Origin of the sequence: Shewanella zhangzhouensis, from assembly GCF_019457615.1 — a bacterium.
Classification (GTDB): Bacteria; Pseudomonadota; Gammaproteobacteria; order Enterobacterales; family Shewanellaceae; genus Shewanella; species Shewanella zhangzhouensis.
The window spans coordinates 3,195,007-3,215,548 of the sequence record NZ_CP080414.1 but is presented as its reverse complement, the minus strand read 5'-3'; the positions used below and the strand labels follow the sequence as shown (position 1 = coordinate 3,215,548).

Below are 20,542 nucleotides of genomic sequence, written 5' to 3'. Positions count from 1 at the left end.
GAAAAGATGAATGAACAGGCCGATTATTTGCCGGATGGGATCTGCTGAGTAATGCAGTGGATATTACCACCGCCAAGCAGGATCTCACGGGCCGGGACGCCGATAACCTTATGCTCAGGGAAGATGTCTTCCAGAATGCGCTGAGCTTCACCGTCGGTGGCTTCGTCCAAAAGCGGGTAGACGATACGGTCGTTGGTGATAAGGAAGTTCACGTAGGAACCGGCCAGACGACCTTCGGCCTCACGGGGCACGCCGGTGCCGCTCTCGACGCCGGCAGACTCTTCTTCGGTGCAGTACAGCGGGCCTGGCTGAGGCAGCTTCCATACCTTGAGTTTACGGCCCTTGGCATCCACGGCGGCTTCCAGCACCTTGAGCGCGGCAACAGAGCGTTCGTACTGCGGGTCGTTCACATCGTCGGTCCAGTGCAGTGCTACTTCGCCGGGGCGCACAAAACAGCAGATGTTGTCGATGTGTCCATCGGTCTCGTCCATGTAAACGCCGTCACCCAGCCAGATAAAGCTGGTCACGCCAAGATAGTCGCGCAGGTGCGCTTCGATTTGCTCTTTGGTCAGGTGTGGATTGCGGTTTTCGTTCAGCAGGCACTCGGCGGTGGTGAGACAGGTGCCTTCACCGTCCACGTGGATAGAGCCGCCTTCGAGGATAAGCGGCGCCTGGTATCTGTCCATGCCGTGCTGGGCGAGCATCTGGGCTGCCACTTTCTCATCCTGATCCCACGGGTAGTAGAGGCCGCCCTTGTGGCCGCCCCAGGCATTGAAGCCCCAATCGATACCGCGGCACTCGCCGGCGGCGTTGGTGACTACGGTTGGGCCTGTGTCGCGGGCCCAGCAGTCATCACTGTTCATCTCAACCAGGGTCACGTGGGCGGGCATGATGGCGCGGGCCTTGTCCATAAACTCGGCTGGCACCCCCATAAACACAGGTGTGGCGCCGCCAATGGCATCGGCCACCTTGGCGAAGGTCGCCTGGGCGAAGCGACCGGCTTCGCGCCAGTTATCGGTGCGATAGGGCCAAATCATCCAAACAGCCTGCTGGTGTGCCCATTCGGCTGGCATGGTGAAGCCATCACTGGCGGGAGTAGAGTTAATGGTGTTGATGCTCATCGCTGTGTCCTTGCGACCCTGTGTCGGCAACAAGCCAAGCAGGGACGGTAATGGGAAAATGGCGCATGCCGTTATGTCTTGCGTCGCCACCAAGCAAAGTGGCAACGCGGTGGAATTAATCTTAGCTTCGAACGTCCAGAATCCCAGCGTGGGTAATGCTACACCGGCAAGCCTGGAGACTTTTTCGAACTCTGTTAAATCTTATCACTGAGCCTTATCGAAAAAGCCTTACATCACAGGGTCAAAGTCAAAGCTTTCACAGTGTAAGAAGTTGCACCATCATACAACAAATGAATAAGATGTATGTGCCCATAAATAATGTGAATAGTGGTCATGAAACTGCATCAACTCGACCTTAACCTGCTACTTGCCTTTGACGCCCTGATGACCCAGGGCAGTGTGACCCGCGCGGCCGAGTCGCTGTTTATCAGTCAGCCGGCCATGAGTCATGCCCTGGGCAGACTGCGCACCGCCTTTGGCGATCAGCTGTTGGTGCGCACTCCGCAGGGGATGGTGCCCACGCTCCGGGCCCAGCATCTGCACAGCGGCGTGCGTCAGGCGCTAAGGCTTTTGGAGCAGCAACTCAGCGAAGAAGAAGCCTTCGACCCCCAAAGTTCACGGCGCCGCTTTGTGCTTTGCACCACCGACTATGTGGAGTGCGTGCTGATGCCGCCGTTGATGCAGCGGCTGAATGAACTTGCCCCCGGGGTCAGCATCGAAATTCGTATTCTGCGGGACAGGCTACCGGAGGCGGAGCTTGCGTCCGGCGAAATAGATTTGGTGCTGGGCTTTGATGAATATATGCAGGTACCGGCCTATCTTGGCAAAGAAACCTGGCTCACCGAGCCGCTGGCAGGTTTGGTGCGAAAAGACTTACCCGGGGTTGGCGAGCAGATGGCGCTTAGCGAGCTTATCGCCATGGCCCATGTGTTTCACTCGCCACTTGGCACCTCTGAAGCCAGGCTCGATAGTTGGCTCGGTAGCCAGGGCTTGTCGCGGCGTATTTCGGTGAACAGCCAAAGCTACATGTCGGCGGCGGCGATTGTGTGTCGAAGCGATTATGTATTGGTGCTTCCCCAAAAGGTCGCAGATTTACTGGCCGAACACTGGCCGCTGAAGCGGCTTCAACTGCCTGAGGATGTGCCCGGGTATCACCTTAACTGCGTCTGGCACCCGGCGCTTGGCGGGCATCCGGCGCTGATTTGGCTTCGCAGCCTGATGAAGTCGTTGGTGAGTGCTTAAATGCCGGTTACAGCAACAAATAAAAAGGGCGACTGAAGAGTCGCCCTTTTTATTTGGTTAATTTAAGGCTCAGGCCTTCTCAGGAATACGCTCAAGCACTGCCAGCAGCAACTGCCAGTATTGGCCCACGGTTTCGATGTTCACCATCTCATCCGGGCTGTGTGGGAAGCGGATGGTGGGGCCAATGGAAACCATGTCCATCTCGGGGTAGGGCTTCTTGAACAGGCCGCACTCGAGACCGGCGTGGATAACCATAATCACCGGCTCTTTGTTGTAGATGTCCTGATAGGTTTCACGGACGATGGCCATCACAGGCGAGCTGTTGTCTGGCTTCCAGCCTGGGTAAGCGCCAGAGAGCTCGATTTCAGCGCCAGCGAGGTTAGACAGCGCAATCAGCATGCCTTCAACCTGGGTGCGGCCAGAGTCAATCAGTGAGCGGATCAGGCAGAGGATTTTCACATCCTGCTCGCTGGTGGTGATAACGCCCACGTTAAGCGAAGTTTCGGTGACACCGGCTACTTCATCGCTCATGCGCATCACGCCGTTGGGGCAGGCGTTCAGCAGGTCGATAAAGGTGTTCTGGCTGTGCTCGCTCATCACTCGCTTGGGCTCGGCCACTTCAGTCAGGGTCAGAACGGCGCCGGGATCGGCAATGGCCAGCTCTTCACGCACCAGGGCTTCGAAGGCGCTGACGGCGTCTTTCAAGCCTTGCTCGTGCTCGGCAGGTACCATCAGTGTCAGGCCAGCTTCGCGGGGAATGGCATTACGCAGCGAGCCGCCGTTGAAATCGGCCAGCTCCAGTTGCAGGGCTTCGACGTTTTCAAACAGGAAACGGGCCAGCAGCTTGTTGGCATTGCCACGGCCAAGGTGAATGTTCACCCCGGAGTGACCACCCTTGAGGCCAGACAGGTTCAGCGCGAAGCTCTTGTAACCTTCGGCCGGGGCTTCCCATACCATGGGCAGGGTGATTTCGGCGTCTACGCCACCGGCGCAGCCCATGTAAATTTCGCCTTCCTGCTCGGAGTCGGTATTAATCAGGATTTCGGCATCCAGATAACCGGCTTCCAGACCGAAGGCGCCGGTCATACCGGCTTCTTCGTCGATGGTCAGCAGCACTTCCAGTGGACCGTGGGGAATGTCATCGCTGCCAAGAATGGCCAGGGCTGATGCCATACCAATGCCGTTGTCTGAGCCCAGGGTGGTGCCACGGGCCTTAACCCACTCGCCATCCACATAGGCTTCAATGGGGTCTTTGGTAAAGTCGTGTACCTTGTCGTTGTTCTTCTGCGGCACCATGTCGATGTGTGCCTGAATAACCACAATCTTGCGGTTTTCCATGCCGGGAGTGGCGGCTTTACGGATAATCAGATTGCCGACTTTATCTTCCACCACAGGCAGGCCTTTATCGCGGGCCCATGCCTGAATGTGCTGGCTCAGGGCCGCTTCGTGTTTGGAAGGATGGGGAATGGCACAGATTTGTTCGAACCACTGCCATAGAGGCTGAGGGTAGAGCTGATTAATAGCAGTCACGGAATACTCCCGGCTTTTTTGTCATGACTGGGCGGTGCGCCCTTGATTGCGCCGAGTTTACCACAGTGTGGGCCCCGGGTGGATGGGCAAACATCCCTCTTGTGGAAGCCAAAGTTTCCAGCGAAAGGCCGTGCAGCGGGTGGCAAATGATGCTGATTGCAGGAATAATCAGCCGAGCCTTGCAATACACAATCAAAAGAATAGGACGGGTCATGTTTCAGGCACAATTTGTTGTTGAACAGGATGAAAATGGCATCTTCGCCGGGGAGGGCTTTGATGCCCTCTTGGTGCTGAGCCCCTCATTGGATGCAGTTTCCCTCGATGAAGTACGTCTGCTGGCAGGTCACGCCGCCAGTATCGACAACCGGGTGGGAAAGACCACCACCTTACTGCTGGCACCGGGCCTCGCCGGTGGCCGCTTGATTTACGCCCCCATCGGCAGCAGCTATGGCGATTATGATGACGTGCGTTCTGTCACCCAGGCTGCCCGTAGCGCCATTGCCATGGCAAGAGATGCCGGTGCCTCCCGGCCACTGCTGGCGGTGTTTGGCCGTGACGATAAGGTTGAAGCCATGCTGGCCGCCGCCCTTGGCTGTGGTCAGGAATTATGGACCAGCCTCGAGGCCCGAGAGCAGGGCGCTGCCCCTTGCAGCATTGAAGCCATTGGCCTTTATGGCGCCGATGAGTCGCTCGCCATACTGGCCAGCGCCCTCGAAACCGGTCGCAATCTTGCCCGAGACCTGTGCGGTACCGAACCTGAGCGTATGTCGGCGCCCGCGTTTGCCGATTACTGCGTGAAGGCCTTTGCTGGCACTGATATTCACACCCGGGTGATTGAAGGCCGTGATGAACTGGAGCGCGACTATCCGCTTTTGAGCGCCGTAGGCCGCGCCTCTTTTGCGGTGGGGCGTCATCAGCCTAGAGTCGTGAAACTCGAATACGTGGGCGAGGGCGAGATAGAGCGCACTTTCCTCTTTGCCGGAAAAGGCGTGGTATACGACACCGGCGGCGCCGATCTGAAAATTGGCGGGGCCATGGCAGGCATGAGCCGTGACAAGGGCGGCGCGGCTGCCGTTGCAGGGCTCATGAAAACCCTGTCGTTGCTGAAACCCAAAGGTATTCGTGTCATTGCTGAGCTTGGACTGGTGCGTAACAGCATTGGCTCAGAGGCCTTTGTCACCGATGAAATCATTCCAAGTCACGCCGGGGTGCGGGTGCGCATTGGCAACACAGATGCCGAGGGGCGCCTGGTGCTGGCCGATATCTTAAGCCACCTGCGGCAGAAGGCAGTGGGCGCCGTCAACCCGGAAATATTTTCGGTAGCAACGCTTACCGGCCACGTCGTGCGTGCCTACGGCGGTTATCCTGCGGCGGTGGCCAACTCGGTGGCCCATAGTGGCGATGTGGCCGGGACCATTGCCGCACTCGGTGACAGCGTTGGTGAGCCCTTTGAAGTCTCCAGACTGCGCCGGGAAGACTTTGACAAGATTAAAGATGTATCTGGTGCGTCAGACATATTGTCATCCAACAATGCACCTTCGTCTGTGACCGCCCGCGGCCATCAGTTCCCGGCGGCATTTCTTATCCGCGCCTCGGGCCTTGAGGCACATGGACTTGGCAGCGATAAACCCCTGCCTTATGTGCATCTGGACATCGCGGGCAGCGCCACCGAAGGTGACCCTTTGTATGGTAAGCCAACCGCATCGCCTTTGGCAGTAATGTGTCATTACATTACAAAATAATTACACAATTTATAACTTGTTGAAAAATTGCGGAATGCCATTGGTGTTCCGCTTTTTTATCCGATGTCTGTCACAAATAACCCCAGTTTTAATGTGTAATAAAATTACAGAAATTCGCCAAAATAAAAAATTTATCAAATAATGCTTGTAATAAAACTACAGATAGCTATACTTGCTCTCGTTGACGGGGCAAGATGCCTGTCACCTCTAGTCAATCCAGGATGGATACCTCTCCAGGGAACCGAGTGACAAGTTGTCTCCACGGAAATGAGAATCTCTAGCTCCAGGGAACCGAGCCAAGCTTCGCTAGAGTACTAACTGACTTGTTAATTTGGAGCTTATGACTATGTCTTACACTGGTAAAAACGCTTTCGTTTGGCAGAACACCTGGTTTAACGCAACTCTGCTGCGCGGTGGTCTGTACACCATGACTTTCAAGGGCTAATCGTCCCCTCTATGGCGATTCAAGGGCTTAACTACCCCTTCTTGAAGTAGTTTCCATCATCCATCAACCTTTGTGTTACCCCTTTGGGTACTTTTTGGACTCAAGTAGTATGTTGATTCGCATCATCAACATACCAAGGTGTTTCCGCTAGCGCGGTAATTCTTTTCCCATCCGGGACGCTTGAAACATGTCTTTGCCTGCTCATTGAGCAGGCTTTTTTTTATCCATCGAAAGCTTCCTTTCTAACCATCGCAATCGATTGCATTCTGCGCCAGCGCTCGCCTTGGGCATTTGTTCTGGCCTGACCAGGGGAAAGCCCCTATAATCTGCGCCGAATCGAGAATGTTAAGGCATTTTTACATTCACCCTCTCGTACCCAATACTAAAACAAGATCAAGGAACCCAGTTCCATGTTAGAAAAACTCTTTAAACTCAAAGAAAACCAAACGACCTTAAAGCAGGAAGTGGTTGCGGGGTTAACAACCTTCCTGACCATGGCGTACATTATTTTCGTCAATCCCATGATGTTGGCCGACGCTGGTATGGACCATGGCGCCGTATTTGTGGCGACCTGTCTTGCGGCTGCTGTAGGTTGTTTGATCATGGGCCTGATGGCCAACTATCCCATTGCGCTGGCACCCGGTATGGGGCTTAACGCCTTCTTTACCTACACAGTGGTCGGTGAAATGGGTTACAGCTGGGAAACGGCGCTGGGCGCCGTGTTTATGTCCGGTGTCTGCTTCCTGATTTTGTCGCTGGTCCGCATTCGCGAGTGGATTGTTAACTCCATCCCCATGTCACTGCGTCTTGGCATTGCTGCCGGTATCGGTCTGTTCCTGGCGCTGATTGGCCTTAAGAGCGCGGGTATTGTGGTGGCGAGCCCTGCCACCCTGGTGACAATGGGCGATATCAAGGCCTTCCCGGCAGTGATGGCGGTTCTGGGCTTCTTCCTGATTATTGCCATGGTAAACCGCGGCATGAAGTCAGCGGTTATCTTAAGCATTCTCGCCATTACCGGCCTGGGACTGCTGTTTGGTGATGTGCAGTACCATGGTTTGGTATCGGCGCCACCGTCAATCGCCCCCACTTTTATGAAGATGGATCTCTCGGCCGTGCTCGAAGTAAGCATGCTGTCGGTGGTATTCGCCTTCCTGTTCGTGGACCTCTTCGATACCTCTGGCACCCTGGTTGCTGTAGCCCAGCGCGGTGGATTCCTCGATGACAAGGGCCGTTTGCCTCGCCTGAACCGCGCCCTGACTGCCGACAGTGTGGCCACCATTGCCGGTGCCAGCCTGGGTACCTCAACCACAACCAGTTATATCGAGAGTACAGCCGGTGTGAGTGCCGGTGGCCGTACCGGTCTGACTGCCGTAGTGGTAGGACTCCTGTTCCTGGCGTCACTCTTCATTTCGCCGCTGGCGGGCATGGTGCCTGCTTACGCTACCGCAGGTACGCTGTTCTACGTGGCCATTCTGATGATGTCAGGCCTGGTGCATGTTGAGTGGGAAGACATCACTGAAGCCGCGCCTGTAGTGGTGGTGTGTCTCTTGATGCCGCTGACCTTCTCCATTGCCTCGGGTATTGCCTTTGGCTTTATTTCTTACGCCGCCATCAAGGCCCTCAGTGGTCGCTTCCGCGACCTCAACGTGGGTATTGTGGTGCTGGCACTGCTGTTTGTGGCGAAGTTTGCCTTTGCCTGATAGCCCCCGGGCTGGTTAACAGATTAAGGGTCATACAATGTATGGCCCTTTTTTTGTGTATTTTTTTAACTTGAGCGCTTTTTGTGGCAAATATCCATCGGCGCCGTTGTGCAATGGCGGTTGCTTTGGGTATAAGGTGAGTTCGGCTTTTTTACATGGATCAAGATGAACTCGAGTGTGCAGGGCTACCGACGGGTAGTGGTAAAACTGGGGACCAGTGTACTGACATCCGGCAGCAAGTCGTTGGATAAGGCGCATATGGTGGAGCTTGCCAGGCAAATGGCAGGACTGATGAAGTCAGGTGTGGAAGTGGTGTTGGTGACCTCGGGTGCCATTGCCGCTGGACGTGAACATCTGGGTTACCCGGTATTGCCCGACACCATGGCCAACAAGCAACTCCTGGCCGCTGTCGGGCAAAGTCAGCTCATTCTCGCCTGGTCACAACTCTTCAGTATTTACGGCCTGCATGTGGGCCAGTTGCTGCTAACCCGGGCCGATCTGCACGACCGTGAGCGTTATCTCAATGCCCGCGATACTCTCAATGCGCTGCTGGCGCAGGGGATTGTCCCCATTATCAATGAAAACGATGCGGTGGCGACCACCGAAATCAAGGTGGGGGATAACGATAATTTGTCTGCCCGGGCGGCGCTCCTGTGCGATGCCGACCTCTTGATGCTGCTCACCGACCAAAAAGGTTTGTTCGATGCCGATCCCCGCAAAGAGCCCAATGCAAGCTTGATCCCCGAGGTTGAGCACATCGACGACAGCCTGCGTCTACTGGCCGGTGGCTCTGTGTCAGGCCTTGGCACCGGCGGTATGGCCACCAAGTTGCAGGCCGCTGATATTGCCCGCCGTGCCGGCGTGGAAGTGATCATTGCCTCGGGTCATCACCCGGAGGTAATTCAAAAGGCGGCCCGCCGCGAGGCCGTGGGTACCCGTTTTCTGGCCATTGAGAGTCCACTGGAAAGTCGCAAACAGTGGATCCTGGCCGGTCCCAAGGCGAAAGGCCGCCTGCTGCTGGACCTTGGTGCCGTTGCCGCGGTGACCTGCCGGGGGCGCAGCCTGCTATCCAAAGGTATCACAGGGGTTGAAGGCCAGTTCGAGCGTGGAGACACACTGGAGCTGGTGAGTCCCGATGGCCGGGTGGTGGCCAGGGGGATTGCCCGTTATCAGTCTCAGGCACTGCATCAGATAGCCGGTAAGCACTCCGACGAGATTGAACCTCTGCTTGGCTACGACTATGGCGATGCTGTGGTGCACCGCAATGATATGGTGGTATTGGAAATGATTGGGGAGGCCAAGTGATGGACACTCAGGCATATTTGCAGCAACTGGGTCAGGCCGCCAAAAGCTCAGGTTTTTCGTTGGCAAACCTTGGCGTGATGGCCAAAAACCGCTTGCTGGGTCGGGTTGCCGCCGAGCTTACTTCGGCATTTGATGAGATATTAGCCGCCAATGCCAAAGATGTATCGGCAGCGCGTGCGTCGGGTTTGGGGGATGCCATGATAGACAGGCTGCTCCTTAATGAAGACAGGCTGAGTGGCATCATTGCCGATATCGATAATGTGATCTCCCTTGCCGACCCAATAGGTGAAGAGTTTGACAGTCGGCTGCTGGATAACGGCATGCGCCTGTGCCGTCGCCGTGTTCCCCTTGGTGTGATTGGCGTGATTTACGAGGCCCGCCCCAATGTCACAGTGGAAATTGCCGTGCTGGCACTGAAAACCGGTAACGCGGTCATCCTTCGCGGTGGAAAAGAAACCCGTGAGTCGAATATCGCACTTGCCGCTGCTATTCGCCGCGCCCTGGCCGGTGAAGGCCTGCCCGAAGATTGCGTGCAGCTTATTGATAATCCAGATAGAGCCTTGGTCACTGGCCTTTTGAAGCTGGATAAATTCGTCGACATGATAGTGCCAAGAGGTGGCCAGGGTTTGCAGCGGCTTTGTGCTGAGCAGGCCACCATTCCAGTGATCCTGGGGGGCATTGGCATCTGTCATCTGTATCTTGATAAGGACGCCGATATCAATCGCGCTGCTGATGTGATTATCAATGCCAAGGTACAGCGCCCCACAGTATGCAATGCGCTGGACACCCTGCTTATTCACAGGGATAGACTCGACTGGTTGCCTGAACTCGCCAGAGCGCTGCAGGAAAAAGACGTGAAGCTGGTGGCCTGCGAGCAAAGCCAGAGCCTGCTCACCGCTGCGGGAATCAAGGCAGAGGCGGCCAGCGATGAGAGTTTTGCAACCGAGTGGTTGTCACTCACCCTGGGGGTGAAGGTAGTTTCGGATATCGATGAGGCCATCGCCCATATTCGCCACTACTCATCCGGGCACACTGAGGCGATTCTTACCGACAATCTTGCAGCGGCGACCCACTTTTTGAATGAAGTTAACTCGGCGGCCGTGTACCTCAATGCTTCAACCCGCTTTACCGATGGTGGCCAGTTCGGCCTTGGCGCAGAGGTGGCGGTCAGCACGCAAAAACTCCATGCCAGAGGCCCAATGGGACTCGAGGCCCTGACCACCTATAAATGGTTGGGTGTTGGGGATTACAGCTGCCGATGAGCAGCCGAACCCAGTTGAAGCAAGACTTAAAAAAGCCGCGTTATGCGGCTTTTTTATTGGGTTTGGTCAGGCTGGTAGAAATGTGCTGTTTCGACCAGAGATTAACCCACTGACGATTACGCTGAATCATCCATAAACAGCCGCGCCTGAGTCATGGCCTGCGAAGACTCATAATGTTCCCCCATTAACTCTTTTAGCCGCTCTTCCTTGGGAAAAACGGGGGGATTCAACACATGGTCGATAATAGCCACGGTCCACACCACAACCAGAGCGGCACAAATCAGTAGGCTCATAATGCGAAAAGCGATGATGGGGTCCTGGGCGTGGGAAAAGTATTTGAGTTGTACATTGCGATTTAAATAAATCGCCGGAAACACAAACATGGCGTACAGCAATAACGCTGTGGTGGTAAAAATGTTGCCGTAGTAATGGTCGACAACAATCATCGAAATACATACAGCCAATGCACTGAAACGAAGGCGTTTTTCAGCTTTGGGTGAGAAATTGAGTATTGGGGTGCCGTTGATAACCAGGCTCATGCTCTTGCGCGCTCCTTTGCACTTGAGGTTTAAAGTTATAAACCTGTTAATCAAGGTTTTCAACCTTGTGATGTTGAATTTGATGCCTGAGTGGTGAAATTCACCAATTGGTTGTGTGCTTGATTGATGACTGAGAGATGTTTCATTCTAAGGCTATGAAAAATATGGCTATAAATAGTTGGCATCCTCTTTGCTGAGTGCATACATCAATCTGCACTTGTGTACTGAATGGAGAATGCACATGAAACCTGTCCTGACTGCTGTGACCCTCGCGACCCTACTGATGGCTGTGCCTGCCCTTGCCGAGGAAAGAACCCTTTCACAAACCTTCGCCTATCAGGGAGAGACGCTTTATCTGGACGTGGGAGTGGGTGAGGTAGAGATAGAAGCCGTTGATGGTGATGAAGTGGCCGTGGAAGTGGTGCTGACCCCATCCAATGCCGGTTGGCTCTTTGGCGGCAATACGGATTTAAGTGATGTTGAAATCAGTCCCAGGATCACCGAGGGCAAACGTATGGTGTTGTCACTCAACGATAACGATGATCTGAAAGAGCAATGGCGTATCAAGTTGCCCGCCAACGCCGCCGTCTCTGTGGACATGGGGGTTGGGCGTATCGCCACTTCCGGCTTGGACAATAGCGTGGAAATTGATTTGGGTGTGGGCGAGGTGCAGGTAAACCACAGCCATGACTATGGCAGCATTTCACTGCACTCCGGGGTCGGTGAGGTTAACTTTATTCGCAATGGTCAGCAGCAACAGGTCAGCCAGACGCTGGTGAGCCAGAGTTTTCAATCTCATAGTGGCGGAAGCGGCAAACTGAAGGTTGACGTGGGCGTTGGTGAAGTCGGTATCGAGCAGCTTTGATATGCTTTCAAGGCTTAGGCAGAAAAAAGGCCCTGTTCAGGGCCTTTTTTATGAATTCACGGTTTCGGTCTGATTACCAAACCAACGCGGCAGCCATTGTTGCAGGGCCAATGCACTGAGGATAAGACCAAGGCCAATAAAGGTGGAAAGCCTGATTTCTTCACCGAGCACCAGCGCGATAAAGCCAATCGACAGCACGGGGGAGAGAAATACCAGGGTGCTGATGCTGGCGGTGCGCTCGCTGCTTTTGAGGGCCATCAGCCAGAGCACAAAGGTCACCCCCATCTCAAACAGACCCACATACACGGCGGCGGCAAGACCTTGACCCGAAAAGGTCGGCAGGCCCTGAGTCATTAACATCGCCACTGTCACAAAGGGTAAGCCAACCAAAAAGCTGAGCAGCAGGCTCACCACTGGGTCGCCCTTATCTTTGGTGTTCACTATCCAGTAAAGACACCACAGCAGGGTGCTGGTCAGTGCCAACACAATACCGGTTGGCGCAGACAGGGAAAACCCGGCCAAACTGCCGCCGGTGGCAATCACAAATACGCCGCCATAGGCTATCAGGGCCGCCAGCAGATCGGTTTTACGCAGCTGTTGACCAAGGAGAGGCACGGCCAGCAGCGGCAACAGAATCGCCCAGGTGTAGTTAAGTGATAACGCTTGCTGCGCCGGTAAGAGGTCGTACGCCTTGAAGAGTACCAGATAATAGAGGAAGGGATTAAGCAGCCCCGTTTGCAGATAAAACAGCGGGCGTTCCTGCCACTGGCGTGTGATATGTCTGAGCTTGCCCTGAAACCCTAGAATGACCCCCAGGGCCAGAATAGAGGTAATTACGGCGATAAACAGCAGTTGCAGCGGCGAATACTCTGCCAGCGCCAGTTTAAAGGCGGTCGCAACGGTAGACCACAAAAGCACCGCGGCCATTCCATAGAGGTAGGCCAGATTTGAGGTTTTCAACGAACAGATTCCTGTGACTCGAGACAAACCGGTCAACCCGAATGGGTCAACGCTTCGATTGCATGCATTATACGTGTTTGTGGCCTTGATTCTGTAAAAAGGATCAAAAATTTTTATCCAGCCCTTGTAATCGAAATGACTGACCCAATATAGGCGTTAAGGATGATATGGCGAGTGATGAACTGGGGACTTGAAAACCCAAAATCCCATCCCCATATCGACATCAGGTAACGAATTATTGCGTGACAGAATTTTTTGGAGGACTCCATGGGTAAGATTATCGGTATCGACCTCGGCACAACCAACTCTTGTGTAGCTGTGCTCGATGGCGGCAAGGCGCGAGTGATTGAAAACGCTGAAGGCGATCGCACTACGCCCTCCATCATTGCCTTTACTGAAGACGAAACGCTGGTGGGCCAGCCTGCAAAACGCCAGGCCGTGACCAACCCGACCAACACCTTCTTCGCTATCAAGCGTTTGATTGGTCGCCGTTTCAAAGATGACGAAGTACAGCGTGATGTGAACATCATGCCATTCAAAATCATTCAGGCTGACAACGGTGATGCCTGGGTAGAAAGCCGCGGCAAGAAGATGGCACCTCCTCAGGTGTCTGCCGAAGTGCTGAAAAAGATGAAGAAAACGGCTGAAGACTTCCTCGGTGAAGAAGTGACTGAAGCGGTAATCACAGTACCTGCTTACTTCAACGATGCGCAGCGTCAGGCTACCAAAGATGCCGGCCGTATCGCGGGTCTGGAAGTAAAACGTATCATCAACGAGCCTACTGCTGCGGCGCTGGCCTATGGTATCGACAAGAAGCAGGGCGACAACATTGTGGCCGTGTATGACCTCGGTGGTGGTACTTTCGATATCTCCATCATTGAAATCGACAACAACGATGGCGATCAGACCTTCGAAGTACTGGCTACCAACGGTGATACCCACCTGGGTGGTGAAGACTTCGACAACCGTCTGATCAACTATCTGGCTGACGAGTTCAAGAAAGAGCAGGGCCTGGATCTGCGTAACGACCCTCTGGCCATGCAGCGTTTGAAAGAAGCCGCTGAAAAAGCCAAGATTGAGCTGTCCAGCACCAACCAGACCGAAGTGAACCTGCCGTACATCACGGCCGATGCTACAGGTCCAAAACACCTGGTGGTGAAAGTGACCCGTGCCAAGTTGGAATCTTTGGTTGAAGACCTCATTCAGCGCTCTCTGGAGCCGTTGAAAGTGGCTCTGGCCGATGCGGACCTGTCAGTGTCTGACATCAACGAAGTGATTCTGGTGGGCGGTCAAACCCGTATGCCTAAAGTGCAGGAAGCGGTAACCAACTTCTTCGGCAAAGAGCCTCGTAAGGACGTAAACCCTGACGAAGCCGTGGCTGTCGGTGCTGCCGTGCAGGCGGGTGTTCTGGCCGGTGACGTGAAAGACGTACTGCTGCTGGACGTAACCCCACTGTCTCTGGGTATCGAGACCATGGGTCAGGTAATGACCAAGCTGATTGAAAAGAACACCACCATTCCTACCAAGGCAAGCCAGGTGTTCTCTACTGCCGACGACAACCAGAGCGCCGTGACCATTCACGTGCTGCAGGGTGAGCGTAAGCAGGCCAGCGCCAACAAATCACTGGGTCAGTTCAACCTGGAAGGTATCGAGCCTGCTCCACGCGGCATGCCACAGATTGAAGTGACCTTCGACATCGATGCCGACGGTATTCTGCATGTGTCTGCCAAAGACAAGAAGACCGGCAAAGAGCAGAAGATCACCATCAAGGCGTCTTCTGGTCTGTCTGATGACGAAGTCGCCCAAATGGTACGTGACGCCGAAGCCCACGCCGACGAAGACAAGAAATTCGAAGAGCTGGCTCAGGCCCGTAACCAGGCCGACGGTCTGGTACACGCTACCAAGAAGCAGGTAGAAGAAGCCGGTGAAGCCCTGGGCAGCGACGACAAGGCCAAGATTGAGGCGGCCATTGCCGAAGTTGAAAAAGCAGTGAAGGGCAACGATAAAGAAGCCATCGACACTGCCACTCAGTCACTGATTGAAGCTTCTGCCAAGTTGGTAGAAATTGCTCAGGCCAAGGCGCAGGGCGCCCAGGGCAGCGCTCAGGGTAGCTCTGCCGAGAAGACCGCAGACGATGTGGTTGACGCCGAGTTTGAAGAAGTGAAAGACGACAAGAAGTAATAGGCCCGGCCTATTAACTTAAGTGGCGGGCGTTAAGGGGAAACCCTAACGCCCGTTTGTCCTAACGAATCCCAGATAGCGTGAACCTATGTCAAAGCGAGATTATTACGAGGTGCTCGGCGTTGGCCGTGATGCCAGCGAACGGGAAATCAAGAAGGCCTACAAGCGCCTGGCGATGAAGTATCACCCCGACCGTAACCCCGGTGACAAAGAGGCCGAAGCAAGCTTTAAAGAGGTGAAGGAAGCCTACGAAATCCTCACCGATACCGACAAAAAGGCCGCTTACGATCAGTTTGGCCATGCCGGTGTTGATCCCAACCGCGGTGGCGGTGGTTTCGGTGGTGGCGGTGATTTCGGCGACATCTTCGGCGATGTGTTCGGCGATATCTTCGGCGGCGGCCGCCGTGGTGGCCAGCGTCAGGCAGCCCGTGGCTCCGACCTGCGTTATAACCTGGAGCTGTCTCTGGAAGAGGCCGTACGCGGCCTGACCAAAGAGCTGAAAGTGCCAACCCTGGTTGGCTGCGACAGCTGTGATGGCTCAGGTGCCAAAAAAGGCTCGTCTGCCACTACCTGTGGTACCTGTCACGGTATGGGCCAGGTACAGATGCGTCAGGGCTTCTTTGCCGTGCAGCAGACCTGTCCAACCTGTCATGGCCGCGGCAAGATTATTAAAGATCCTTGCAGCAAGTGTCATGGCAATGGCCGTGTCGAGAAGACCAAGACACTGTCGGTGAAAATTCCGGCCGGTGTCGATACCGGTGACCGCATCCGCCTGGCCGGTGAAGGTGAAGCGGGCGAATTCGGTGCACCACCAGGGGATCTGTACGTTCAGGTTACCGTGCGTGAGCACCCGATTTTTGTGCGCGACGGTAACAACCTTTACTGTGAAGTGCCTATTTCCTTCGCCAAGGCAGCCCTGGGCGGAGAAATCGAAGTGCCGACTCTGGATGGCAAAGTCAGCCTGAAGATCCCGGCCGAAACCCAGACTGGTCGCATGTTCCGTCTGCGTGGCAAGGGTGTGAAATCGGTTCGCAGTCACGCCGTTGGTGACCTCCTGTGTAAGGTGGTGATGGAAACGCCGGTTAATCTGTCCGAGCGTCAAAAGGAACTGCTGCGCGAGTTTGAAGCCAGCCTCACTGGCGAGTCGAAAAAACACAGCCCAAAGGCTGAAGGCTTTTTCGATGGCGTGAAAAAGTTCTTTCAGGATCTGAATAACTGATCCCATCCTGACACTGAAAAGCCCGGCAAATGCCGGGCTTTTTATTACCTGTGTGCATCGCACTTTTAAACGGCAGCTTACAGAGGCAAGGGGGGCAGTTCGCCCATGGCCTGCAATCTGGCTATCGCCGGACGTGACACACAGCGCTTGAGATAAGGCAGAAGCTCAGGCTTCAGCGGTAAATCGGTTTTAAAATGCATGAGCAGCCCAACACAAATATGGATATCGGCGAGGCTGAAACCCGTTGGCAGCAGATAGTCCTGATGTTCCAGCGCCAAGGCCAGAATTCCCTGGGCGCGCTCGCTCTCCCATACCATGGTGCTTCGAAGCGCCTCTGGGTCCAGTCGTTGTTCTGATGGATAAATCAGCTGATTTTTCAGCAGCATCCAGGGGGCAACTTCCAGCTCTGACAGGGCAAAATCATTCCACTGACGTACCTTGGCCCTGGCCTTTACATCCTCCGGCAGTAAACCGGTTCCCAGCTCGGCGATGTAATGACAGATGGCGTTGGTTTCCAGCAGAGTCAGATCCCCATCCACCAACGCGGGCACCTTGCCGTTGGGGTTGATGGCAAGATACTCCGCTTGCCGGCATTCGCCCCCTTTAAGATCCATCTTGCGGTATTCATAGGCGATGCCTGTCTCTTCCAATGCCCAGAGTACGCGCACAGAGCGGGTATTGGGGGTGCCATAGAGGGTAATCATACAAACTCCTTGTTGATGGTTTCGCCCAGTGTAGTGCTTGCGCTGGCAGCGATTAATGGTCATATTTGCCCAAATAAATGCGAGAAGTGACAAATGCCCAAAATATTGCTGCTTGCCATGCCAGGCTGTATGGCGTCGTCGGTGCAGGTTGCACTGGATATGTTTTATGTGGCGAACCGCTGCCTCGAAAAACGCGTTGGCAGTGCGCTTATGGATAATGAGCATTTCATCGCTCAGGTCGTTTCTCCCGATGGCAGGGCTGTCCAGTCAGCATCCGGCCAATTAATACAGCCGGAGCTGGCCATGAATGAGGCGACGGCAGCTGATATCGTTCTGGTCACCAGTTTGTTTGCCGCATCAGCCTCCCACTCTGAAGTCGACAATTACCTCGCGGCGCAGCAAGAGGCCGCAGCCTGGCTTAAAGCCCAGTCGGATGCGGGCGCCCTGGTGGCCAGTGCCTGCAGCGGTACCTTTCTGCTGGCTGAAGCCGGGATAATGGATGGCCGTGAGGCGACCACCCATTGGTTACTCGAAGCCGTGTTCCGCCGTCGTTACCCCCGTGTTCGCTATCATGGCGAGCGGATGCTGCTCGAGTACGGCAATGTGATTTGCGGCGGCGCCTTTTTCGCCTTTACTGACATACTGCTCAAGTTGCTGGAGCGATATGGCGGACGGGAGCTGGCGCTGATGTGTGCCCGCGTGATGCTGCTTGAGCCCAATCGCGAGCTGCAACAACCCTTTATGCAGCCAAGTGGTAGAAACCATGAGGATGAGGCGATTCGCAAAGCCGAGCAGTGGCTCAAGCACCATTTTGATAAACAGATCAGCGTCGATTCGGCAGCCAACGCCATTTCCATGGGCACCCGCAATTTCAAACGGCGCTTCAAAGCGGCCACAGGCGTTACCCCCATCGAATACCTGCAACGATTGCGTGTGGACGCTGCCAAGCGCCAGCTGGAGCAGTCCAGCCGCGCCAGTACAGAGGTGATCTGGTCGGTGGGTTATGAGGATGCCAGTTCCTTCAGGCGATTGTTCAAGCGCCAAACCGGTGTAACCATGGAGCAATACCGGCGCCGCTTTGGCCCTGCCAGTGCCAGTGGATGAACCGGTGCGGTTGGCTTGGTGAGGTGCCGGGGGTAAAATGTGGAATAAACAGCGTTCTTCACGGCTTTAAAGGATTAATAAACATGAAAAAACTACTTGCTCCCCTGGTGTTGATCGGCCTGGTGAGTGGCTGTGTCACTACCCAATCTCCCACGGGGCGCAGCCAAACCTTATTGTTTTCGGCCGCAGAAATGAACCAGCTGGGCGCTGCCTCTTTTGAGGAAATGAAGAAACAGCAAAAAATCAGCAAAGACACCAAACTCAACGCCTATGTTTCCTGCGTTGCCATGCGGGTGACAGCGGCCCTGCCGGATCAGACTCAGGGATGGGAAGTGGTGGTGTTTGATTCGCCGCAGGTGAATGCCTTTGCGTTGCCGGGTGGCCACATTGGGGTGTATTCCGGCTTGCTGAAAGTCGCCGAAAACCAGGACCAACTGGCGGTGGTACTGGGTCATGAAGTGGCCCACGTGCTGGCGCAGCACAGCAACGAGCAGGTATCCCGCACTCAGCTGACCAACACCGGCTTGCAACTGGCCGATGTGGCACTGGGGGCCGGCGGCGTGTCCAATCGTAACCTCTATATGGCCGCACTCGGCCTTGGCACTCAGGTGGGCTACATACTGCCCTACGGCAGGGCTCAGGAATCTGAAGCCGATGTCATGGGGCTTGAGCTGATGGCTCGCGCCGGATTCGATCCCCGAGCCGGTACTCTGCTGTGGCAAAACATGGCCAAAGCCGGAGGTGACCAGGGGCCAGAGCTCTTGTCTACCCACCCATCCCACGGGACCCGAATTGCGGAATTGGCCCGGCTGGAACAAAAAGTAATGCCACTTTACGAGACAGCCAGGGCCTCCGGTGTGAAGAACTGTCAAATTACTAAATAAGCCAGACCTTTTTCGCCGCGTGGGCGCATTTTGTGATAGAATGCACGCCGATAATTTCACGTACGTTCAAGAGAAACCGAATTATGTCTGATAAATTCAGCACTGTTGAGCTGCAGGCGAGCTACGGCGTAGGCCGTCAGCTGGGCGAGCAGCTGGCTGCCAACTCCTTTGAAGGTCTGGATATTCCAGCCGTACAGGCCGGTTTGGCCGATGCATTCGATGGTAAAGAAAGCGCCGTTTCCATGCAGGAACTGCAAATCGCTTTCACCGAAATCAGCCGCCGCCTGCAAAAAGCGCAGGAAGAGGCCGCCGAAGCTTCTATCGCCGAAGGCGAGCAGTTTCTGGCTGACAACGCCAAGCGTGACGGCGTGTTTGTGACCGAATCCGGTCTGCAGTACGAAATTCTGACCGAAGGTAATGGCGACAAGCCAACCTACGAGTCAACTGTACGTACTCACTACCATGGCTCTTTCATCAGCGGTGATGTGTTCGACAGTTCTGTTCTGCGCGGTCAGCCTGCCGAGTTCCCGGTTTCAGGCGTTATCGCCGGTTGGACCGAAGCACTGCAACTGATGAATGTTGGTGCCAAGTACAAGCTGTACGTGCCTTTCCACCTGGCCTATGGCGAGCGTGGTGCCGGTGCCTCTATTCCTCCATACTCAACCCTGATCTTTGAGGTTGAGCTGCTGGATATCGTTTGATGTGAAACGCCTGAGCAATGCTCGGGCGTTTTTTTGCAATCAGGGAGCAAGAAATGACAGGACAAGTAAGGGTAGCCGTAATTGGTGCCAGCGGTCGTATGGGCCGTGCACTGCTTGAAGCTTGTGACAATCATGACGGCATCGTCCTTGGTGCCGCCATTGAGCGTGCCGGTTCGACCCTGGTTGGCGTCGACGCCGGTGAAATGGCTGGCATTGGCCACCTTGGTTTGGCACTGGTCGATAATCTTGATGTGGTTGCCGAGAAGTTTGATGTACTTATCGACTTCACTTCACCGGAAGGCACCTTGGCCAATCTCGAATGGTGTGCCCGGCAAGGAAAGGCGATAGTGATTGGTACCACCGGCTTTAACCATGCTCAAAAAGAGCAGGTAGTGGCTTTTGCCGAAGAAACGCCTGTGGTCATGGCGCCCAACATGTCTGTGGGTGTAAACCTGATGTGGAAGCTGCTGGAACTGGCGGCCAAAGTCATGGGTGATTACACCGATATCGAAATCATCGAAGGGCACCACAGACACAAGAAAGACGCGCCCTCCGGTACCGCACTCAAGATGGGTGAAGTGATTGCCCAGGCTCTGGGGCGCGATCTGGAAAAAGTGGCCGTCTATGGCCGTGAAGGCATTACCGGTGAGCGCGAACGCGACACTATTGGTTTTGCTACCATCCGCGCCGGCGATCTGGTGGGTGAGCACACCGCCATGTTTGCCGATATCGGTGAGCGACTGGAAATTACCCATAAAGCATCCAGCCGTATGACCTTTGCCAATGGCGCCATGCGTGCCGCCAAATGGCTTGCTGAACAAAAACCTGGTCTTTACGACATGCAACAGGTGTTGGGACTCAATTGATCGAAAAAACCGCCGTTAGGCGGTTTTTTTTAGGTTGGTTGCCCCGAATGTATAGACGAAATGCAGGTTTTCCTATAAAATCATCGGAATTTGTCAAAATTTCGTGTTTTAGCGGAAACTTGGTAATTTAATCGAAAAAAATCCACACATAACAATAACTTGGCTCTTTCGG

Annotated in this window: 17 protein-coding genes; 12 read left to right on the top strand and 5 right to left on the bottom strand. The window is 54.7% G+C overall.

Annotated elements, in window-relative coordinates:
- Positions 1-23: 23 nt before the first annotated feature.
- On the bottom strand, positions 24-1,121 hold the full coding sequence (gene aguA / locus K0H63_RS13990; protein ID WP_220065212.1) for an agmatine deiminase: 1,098 nt from the start codon (positions 1,119-1,121) through the stop codon (positions 24-26).
- A gap of 333 nt (positions 1,122-1,454) precedes the next feature.
- Between aguA and K0H63_RS13985 the strand changes: the two genes are divergently transcribed.
- A complete protein-coding gene (locus K0H63_RS13985) occupies positions 1,455-2,363 on the top strand; it encodes a LysR family transcriptional regulator (protein ID WP_220065211.1) in 909 nt (302 codons plus the stop codon).
- Positions 2,364-2,432: 69 nt separating this feature from the next.
- On the opposite strand, the gene K0H63_RS13980 is transcribed toward K0H63_RS13985, so the two are convergent.
- Entirely contained in the window at positions 2,433-3,893 is a 1,461-nt protein-coding gene (locus tag K0H63_RS13980; protein WP_220065210.1) for an aminoacyl-histidine dipeptidase, read from the bottom strand.
- Positions 3,894-4,105: 212 nt separating this feature from the next.
- On the opposite strand from K0H63_RS13980, the gene K0H63_RS13975 reads away from it, so the two are divergent.
- From K0H63_RS13975 to K0H63_RS13960, 4 genes are all read left to right on the top strand, one after another.
- Positions 4,106-5,635: a M17 family metallopeptidase gene (locus K0H63_RS13975; RefSeq protein ID WP_220065209.1), complete on the top strand. Its 1,530-nt coding sequence runs from the start codon at positions 4,106-4,108 to the stop codon at positions 5,633-5,635.
- An 855-nt stretch (positions 5,636-6,490) separates the two neighbouring features.
- On the top strand, positions 6,491-7,780 hold the full coding sequence (locus tag K0H63_RS13970; RefSeq protein WP_011760626.1) for an NCS2 family permease: 1,290 nt from the start codon (positions 6,491-6,493) through the stop codon (positions 7,778-7,780).
- Positions 7,781-7,945: 165 nt separating this feature from the next.
- On the top strand, positions 7,946-9,085 hold the full coding sequence (gene proB, locus K0H63_RS13965) for a glutamate 5-kinase (protein WP_220065208.1): 1,140 nt from the start codon (positions 7,946-7,948) through the stop codon (positions 9,083-9,085).
- Entirely contained in the window at positions 9,085-10,347 is a 1,263-nt protein-coding gene (locus K0H63_RS13960; protein WP_220065207.1) for a glutamate-5-semialdehyde dehydrogenase, read from the top strand. Before proB ends, K0H63_RS13960 begins: the two co-directional genes overlap by 1 nt.
- 116 nt (positions 10,348-10,463) lie before the next feature.
- Here the strand turns inward: K0H63_RS13960 and K0H63_RS13955 are convergent, their stop codons facing one another.
- On the bottom strand, positions 10,464-10,886 hold the full coding sequence (locus K0H63_RS13955) for a hypothetical protein (protein ID WP_220065206.1): 423 nt from the start codon (positions 10,884-10,886) through the stop codon (positions 10,464-10,466).
- Positions 10,887-11,127: 241 nt separating this feature from the next.
- Here K0H63_RS13955 and K0H63_RS13950 point away from each other — a divergent pair, with 241 nt between their 5' ends.
- Positions 11,128-11,751: a hypothetical protein gene (locus K0H63_RS13950; protein ID WP_220065205.1), complete on the top strand. Its 624-nt coding sequence runs from the start codon at positions 11,128-11,130 to the stop codon at positions 11,749-11,751.
- A 48-nt stretch (positions 11,752-11,799) separates the two neighbouring features.
- Here the strand turns inward: K0H63_RS13950 and K0H63_RS13945 are convergent, their stop codons facing one another.
- The gene (locus tag K0H63_RS13945; protein WP_220065204.1) at positions 11,800-12,711 is read right to left on the bottom strand and encodes a DMT family transporter; all 912 of its coding nucleotides are present in this window, start codon (positions 12,709-12,711) and stop codon (positions 11,800-11,802) included.
- 267 nt (positions 12,712-12,978) lie between these two features.
- On the opposite strand from K0H63_RS13945, the gene dnaK reads away from it, so the two are divergent.
- Together dnaK and dnaJ are read left to right on the top strand one after the other, a co-directional pair.
- On the top strand, positions 12,979-14,892 hold the full coding sequence (gene dnaK / locus K0H63_RS13940; protein WP_220065203.1) for a molecular chaperone DnaK: 1,914 nt from the start codon (positions 12,979-12,981) through the stop codon (positions 14,890-14,892).
- 88 nt (positions 14,893-14,980) lie between these two features.
- Positions 14,981-16,111, top strand: a complete 1,131-nt coding sequence (dnaJ, locus tag K0H63_RS13935) for a molecular chaperone DnaJ (protein ID WP_011760619.1) — start codon at positions 14,981-14,983, stop codon at positions 16,109-16,111.
- Positions 16,112-16,188: 77 nt separating this feature from the next.
- On the opposite strand, the gene K0H63_RS13930 is transcribed toward dnaJ, so the two are convergent.
- Positions 16,189-16,815 carry a glutathione S-transferase family protein gene (locus K0H63_RS13930; protein WP_220065202.1) on the bottom strand — a complete coding sequence of 209 codons (627 nt, stop codon included), beginning with the start codon at positions 16,813-16,815 and terminating at the stop codon, positions 16,189-16,191.
- 93 nt (positions 16,816-16,908) lie between these two features.
- Between K0H63_RS13930 and K0H63_RS13925 the strand changes: the two genes are divergently transcribed.
- The 4 genes from K0H63_RS13925 (at position 16,909) to dapB (ending at position 20,370) form a co-directional block, all read left to right on the top strand.
- Entirely contained in the window at positions 16,909-17,919 is a 1,011-nt protein-coding gene (locus K0H63_RS13925) for a GlxA family transcriptional regulator (RefSeq protein ID WP_220065201.1), read from the top strand.
- An 83-nt stretch (positions 17,920-18,002) separates the two neighbouring features.
- Positions 18,003-18,803 carry a M48 family metallopeptidase gene (locus K0H63_RS13920; protein ID WP_220065200.1) on the top strand — a complete coding sequence of 267 codons (801 nt, stop codon included), beginning with the start codon at positions 18,003-18,005 and terminating at the stop codon, positions 18,801-18,803.
- 83 nt (positions 18,804-18,886) lie between these two features.
- A complete protein-coding gene (bamJ, locus tag K0H63_RS13915) occupies positions 18,887-19,504 on the top strand; it encodes a BamJ family beta-barrel-assembly machinery protein (protein WP_220065199.1) in 618 nt (205 codons plus the stop codon).
- Between the two features lie 53 nt (positions 19,505-19,557).
- Positions 19,558-20,370 carry a 4-hydroxy-tetrahydrodipicolinate reductase gene (dapB, locus tag K0H63_RS13910; RefSeq protein ID WP_220065198.1) on the top strand — a complete coding sequence of 271 codons (813 nt, stop codon included), beginning with the start codon at positions 19,558-19,560 and terminating at the stop codon, positions 20,368-20,370.
- Positions 20,371-20,542 lie beyond the last annotated feature (172 nt).